Source organism: Pseudomonas sp. GZD-209 (genome assembly GCF_049310485.1).
In the GTDB taxonomy this organism is placed as follows: Bacteria; Pseudomonadota; Gammaproteobacteria; order Pseudomonadales; family Pseudomonadaceae; genus Aquipseudomonas; species Aquipseudomonas sichuanensis.
This window is the reverse complement of record NZ_JBMOWQ010000079.1, coordinates 1-5,959: the sequence shown is the minus strand read 5'-3', so window position 1 is coordinate 5,959 and position 5,959 is coordinate 1. Positions and strand designations below refer to the sequence as shown.

At 68.3% G+C, this 5,959-nt stretch carries 3 protein-coding genes; all 3 read left to right on the top strand.

The window, feature by feature from the left end; all coding sequences use genetic code 11:
* Positions 1–146: 146 nt before the first annotated feature.
* On the top strand, positions 147–2,111 hold the full coding sequence (gene mnmC, locus ACO6VM_RS10845) for a bifunctional tRNA (5-methylaminomethyl-2-thiouridine)(34)-methyltransferase MnmD/FAD-dependent 5-carboxymethylaminomethyl-2-thiouridine(34) oxidoreductase MnmC (protein ID WP_401057709.1): 1,965 nt from the start codon (positions 147–149) through the stop codon (positions 2,109–2,111).
* Between the two features lie 228 nt (positions 2,112–2,339).
* Positions 2,340–4,127, top strand: coding sequence for an N-acetylglutaminylglutamine amidotransferase (locus ACO6VM_RS10840; RefSeq protein ID WP_401057708.1), 1,788 nt, complete (start codon positions 2,340–2,342; stop codon positions 4,125–4,127).
* A gap of 3 nt (positions 4,128–4,130) precedes the next feature.
* Complete coding sequence (gene ngg, locus ACO6VM_RS10835) at positions 4,131–5,876, top strand: N-acetylglutaminylglutamine synthetase (protein ID WP_422403241.1); 1,746 nt, start codon at positions 4,131–4,133, stop codon at positions 5,874–5,876.
* The last annotated feature ends 83 nt before the right edge of the window (positions 5,877–5,959 follow it).

The following is a 5,959-nucleotide window of genomic DNA, read 5'->3' as shown; positions in this document are numbered from 1 at the left end:
TTAGCAAGATTAGCGGATTGCGCGTCAGGCTTCGGGCCCTATCGCGGGACAAGCCCGCTCCCACGCTGTTGGAAACGTGGGAGCGGGCTTGCCCCGCGATGGGGCCAATGCCTTAAAATCGGCCATCCGCCGCAACCGAGCCCCCCATGCCCACCTTCCAGCAACATGCCCAGATCGACTGGGACGAACAGGGCCGCCCCCACTCGCGCCAATACGACGATGTGTATTTCTCCAGGGAAGAAGGCATCGACGAAACCGTGCATGTGTTCATCGAGCAGAACCGCCTGCGTCAACGCTTCGCCGAACTGCCGCCACACGCCTGCCTGGTGATCGGCGAGACCGGCTTTGGCACCGGCATGAATTTTTTCTGCGCCTGGCAACTGTTCGACGAGCTGGCCCATGCCGATGCCCGCCTGCATTTCGTCAGTGTCGAGAAGTACCCGCTGACCCGTGACGACCTGGCGCGGGCCATGCAGCTGTGGCCACAGTTCGCCGCGTTCACCGGCCCGCTGCTCGAGCAGTACGTGGCCATCCACCCAGGCTTCCAGCAGTTCAGCCTCGATGGCGGCCGGGTAACCCTGACGCTGATGATCGGCGATGCCCTGGAGCAGTTGCCGCAGCTCGACGCACGCATCGATGCCTGGTTCCTCGACGGTTTCGCCCCGGCGAAAAACCCGGACATGTGGACCCCCGAGCTGTTCGCCCAGCTGGCACGCCTGTCGCACGCCGGCACCACCCTCGGCACCTTCACCACCACCGGCTGGGTTCGCCGGTCGCTGGTCGAGGCCGGTTTCACCATGAAGAAGGTGCCGGGGCTGGGCAAGAAATGGGAGGTGATGCATGGCCACTACAGCGCTGAACCGGCCGCCCTGCCCGCCCCCTGGTACGCCCGCCCGGCCGCACCACCCGGCCCGCGCGAAGCCCTGGTGATCGGCGCCGGCCTGGCCGGCAGTGCCACGGCCACCAGCCTGGCCACACGCGGCTGGCAAGTCAGCGTACTGGAACGCCACGACGGCCCGGCGCAGGAAGCCTCGGGCAACCCGCAAGGCGTGCTCTACCTCAAGCTGTCCGCCCATGGCACGGCGCTGTCGCAGATGATCCTTGCCGGCTTTGGCTACACCCGCCGCTGGCTACAGCGCCTGCAACGCGGCCAGGCCTGGGATGGCTGCGGGGTATTGCAACTGGCCTTCGACGACAAAGAAGCCGAGCGCCAGGCCAAACTGGCGGCTGCGTTCGACAGCAGCCTGCTGCAGGTGCTGGACCGCGACCAGGCCCAAGCCGTCGCCGGCGTTGCCCTGCCCGCTGGCGGCCTGTTCTACCCCGAAGGTGGCTGGGTGCATCCGCCCGCGCTGTGCCAGGCGCAACTCGACCATCCGCGTATCCGCCTGCTCAGCCACGCCAATGTGCTCGAACTGCGCAAGGCCGATGGCCTGTGGCAGGCCTGGGACGGCGAACGCCTGCTGGCCAGCGCGCCGCTGGCGGTGCTGGCCGGTGCCGCCGAGGTACGTAACTTCCCGGCCTGCGCCGGGCTGCCGCTCAAGCGCATTCGCGGGCAGATCACCCGCTTGCCGGCCACCGAGGCCAGCCGGGCATTGCAAACGGTGGTGTGCGCCGAAGGCTATGTGGCGCCGCCACGTGGCGATGAGCACACCCTGGGCGCCAGCTTCGACTTCCACAGCCAGGACACCACACCCACCCTCGCCGAGCACAAGGGCAACCTGGCGTTGCTGGACGAGATTTCCACTGACCTGGCCGAGCGATTGGCCGTCGGCACGCTCGCTGTCGAGCAACTGCAAGGTCGCGCGGCGTTCCGTTGCACCAGCCCGGACTACCTGCCCATCGTCGGGCCGGTGGCGGACACCGGAGCGTTCAATGAGGCCTATGCCGCGCTGGCCAGGGACGCGCGGCAGGTGCCGGATATCGCCTGCCCGTGGCTTGAGGGGCTGTATGTGAACAGCGGGCATGGCTCGCGTGGGTTGATCACCGCACCGCTGTCTGGGGAGCTGATTGCGGCGTGGGTCAGTGGTGAGCCGTTGCCGGTGCCCCGAGCCGTGGCCGAGGCCTGCCACCCGAACCGGTTCGCGTTGCGCCGGTTGATTCGCGGTAAATGACCAAAGCATCGCGGGGGGAGGGGAACCCCCCCCCACCACCCCAGGAGAGGGGTGTTTCCCCAAGAGACACCCCCCCCCAACACACCGTCTGGCGGCCCCCCCCCCCCCCGCGATGGCCACCCAGGCCATATAACAGATTGATCTAAAACTCTCACAACCCACCCCGGTCCCTACCTAAGTGCCCCGTCTTACGGGCACCTTCCCCAACGGCAAAACCGGTAAGGACTTATGTGCGGATTAGCAGGAGAGTTACGTTTCACCCCCTTCGACCAAGCCCCTCGCCCGGCGGACCTCGCCGCCGTGGAGCGCATCACCCACCACCTGGCGCCCCGCGGCCCGGACGCCTGGGGCTTCCATAGCCAGGGCCCGATCGCCCTCGGCCACCGCCGGCTGAAGATCATGGACCTGTCCGACAACTCGGCGCAGCCGATGGTCGACAACCCCCTCGGCCTGGCCCTGGCTTTCAACGGCGCCATCTACAACTTCCCCGAGCTGCGTGAGGAACTGCAGGCGCTGGGCTACCGCTTCCACTCCGATGGCGACACCGAGGTGCTGCTCAAGGGCTACCACGCCTGGGGCGCAGCGCTGCTGCCCAAGCTCAACGGAATGTTCGCCCTGGCCATCTGGGAACGCGACAACCAGCGCCTGTTCCTGGCCCGCGACCGCCTCGGCGTCAAGCCGCTGTACCTGTCGCGCAACGGCGAACGCCTGCGCTTCGCCTCGACGCTGCCGGCGCTGCTCAAGGGCGGCGACATCGACCCGATGCTCGACCCGGTGGCGCTCAACCACTACCTCAACTTCCACGCCGTGGTGCCGGCGCCGCGCACCCTGCTGGCCAACGTGCAGAAGCTCGAACCCGGCACCTGGATGCGCATCGACCGCCACGGCGAAGTCGAGCGCCAGACTTGGTGGCGACTGCACTACGGGGCCAACCCCGACGAGCAGGAACTGGACCTGGAAGGCTGGACCACCCGGGTGCTCGACGCCACCCGTGACGCCGTGGCGATCCGCCAGCGCGCGGCGGTGGACGTTGGCGTGCTGTTGTCCGGCGGGGTCGATTCGAGCCTGCTGGTCGGCCTGCTGCGTGAAGCCGGGGTCGACGACCTGTCGACCTTTTCCATCGGTTTCGAGGATGCTGGTGGCGAGCGCGGCGACGAGTTCCAGTACTCCGACCTGATCGCCCGCCATTACAGCACCCGCCACCACCAGTTGCGCATCGCCGAGCACGAGATCATCGAGCAGCTGCCGGCGGCATTCCGGGCCATGAGCGAACCGATGGTCAGCCATGACTGCATCGCCTTCTATCTGTTGTCGCGGGAAGTAGCCAGGCACTGCAAGGGCGTGCAGAGCGGCCAGGGCGCCGACGAGCTGTTCGCCGGCTACCACTGGTACCCGCAGGTGGATGGCGCGCAGGACCCGTTCGCGGCCTACCGCGAAGCCTTCTTCGACCGCAGCCACGACGAATACCGCGACACCGTGCAGGCCCCCTGGCTGCTGGACAACGACGCCGCTGGCGACTTCGTCCGCGAGCATTTCGCCCGCCCTGGTGCGCCGGACGCGGTGGACAAGGCGCTGCGCCTGGACAGCACGGTGATGCTGGTCGACGACCCGGTCAAACGGGTGGACAACATGACCATGGCCTGGGGCCTGGAGGCGCGCACCCCGTTCCTCGACTACCGCCTGGTCGAACTGTCGGCGCGCATCCCGGCGCACTTCAAGCTGCCCGATGGCGGCAAGCAGGTACTCAAGCAGGCGGCGCGGCGGGTCATCCCCCATGAAGTGATCGACCGCAAGAAGGGCTACTTCCCAGTGCCCGGGCTCAAGCACCTGGAGGGCGCGACCCTGGGCTGGGTGCGCGAGCTGCTGACCGACCCCAGCCAGGACCGTGGCCTGTTCAACCCGGCGATGCTCGACCGCCTGCTGAGCAACCCCCATGGCCAGCTCACCCCGTTGCGCGGCTCCAAGCTGTGGCAGCTGGCAGCGCTGAACCTGTGGCTCAGCGAACAAGGAATCTGATCGATGAAAGCCCACGAAATCGCCTACGGCCAGCGCCTGTTGCGCGGCCAGGCGCCGTCCTACGAACGCCTGCAGGCGCGCCTGGCCGGTGACGGCAGCGAGCCCCACGACCAACCCCGCGCGGTGCACTGTGGCTGGGGCCGCCTGCTGATCGGGCATACCTACCCCGACCCGGCCAGCCTGGCCGACGCCTTGCTGCAAGAGCGTGCCGGCGAGCGCGACATCGCCCTGTACGTGGCCGCGCCGCAGCAGGTGCTGGCCCAGGCGCCGCAGCAACTGTTCCTCGACCCGTCCGACACCCTGCGCCTGTGGTTCACCGACTACCGCCCGGCGCAGCGGGTGTTCCGCGGCTTTCGCATTCGCCGTGCGCAGAGCCCGGCGGACTGGCAAGCGGTGAACGCGCTGTACCAGGCCCGCGGCATGCTGCCATTGAACCCCGGCCTGCTGACCCCGCACCACCTCGGTGGCCCGGTGTACTGGCTGGCCGAAGACGAAGACAGCCACGCCGTGATCGGCAGCGTCATGGGCCTGAACCACAGCAAGGCCTTCGACGACCCCGAACACGGCAGCAGCCTGTGGTGCCTGGCGGTCGACCCACACTGCACCCGCCCCGGCGTTGGCGAGGTGCTGGTGCGCCACCTGATCGAACACTTCATGAGCCGCGGGCTGGCCTGCCTCGACCTGTCGGTGCTGCACGACAACCGCCAGGCCAAGCGCCTGTACCAGAAGCTGGGGTTTCGCAACCTGCCGACCTTCGCGGTCAAGCGCAGGAACGGCATCAACCAGCCGCTGTTCCTGGGCCCCGGCCCCGAGGCCGGGCTCAACCCCTATGCGCGGATCATCGTCGACGAAGCATTGCGCCGCGGCATCGAGGTGCAGGTGGACGATGCCGCGGCCGGGCTGTTCACCCTGAGCCTGGGCGGCCGACGCATCCGCTGTCGCGAGTCGCTCAGCGACCTGACCAGTGCCGTGAGCATGACCCTGTGCCAGGACAAGCGCCTGACCCGCCAGGTGCTGCACGACGCCGGCCTGCAGGTGCCGGCGCAGCAACTGGCGGGCAACGCCGACGACAATCTGGCGTTTCTCGACGAGCATGGCGCGGTGGTGGTCAAGCCGGTGGACGGTGAGCAAGGCCAGGGCGTGGCCGTGAACCTGACCTGCATCGACGACGTCGGCCAGGCGGTGGAACAAGCCCGGCGCTTCGACAGCCGCGTGCTGCTGGAAAGCTTCCACCCGGGCAGCGACCTGCGCATCCTGGTGATCGGCTACGAGGTGGTGGCCGCGGCCATCCGCCACCCGGCCCAGGTGATCGGCGACGGCAAGCACAGCCTGCGCGCGCTGATCGAGGCCCAGAGCCGTCGGCGCCAGGCCGCCACCGGCGGCGAGAGCCGCATCCCGCTCGATGACGAGACCGAACGCACGCTCAAGGCGGCGGGCGTTGGCTACGACCATGTACTGCCGGCCGGCCAGCGCCTGGCCGTGCGACGCACCGCCAACCTGCATACCGGGGGAACGCTGGAAGACGTGACCGAACGCCTGCACCCGGTGCTGGCCGATGCCGCTGTGCGGGCGGCGCGGGCGCTGGAAATCCCGATGGTGGGGCTCGACTTCATGGTGCGCGATGCCGAGCAGCCGGATTACGTGATCATCGAGGCCAATGAACGCGCGGGGCTGGCCAACCATGAACCGCAGCCCACGGCTGAGCGCTTTGTCGATTTGCTGTTCGCCCACAGCAAAGCGCCAGCCTGAACATCATCGCGGGGCAAGCCCGCTCCCACGTACTGCCCCCCCAAATTCTTGGGGCAATCAAGTTGCGTGGGAGCGGGCTTGCC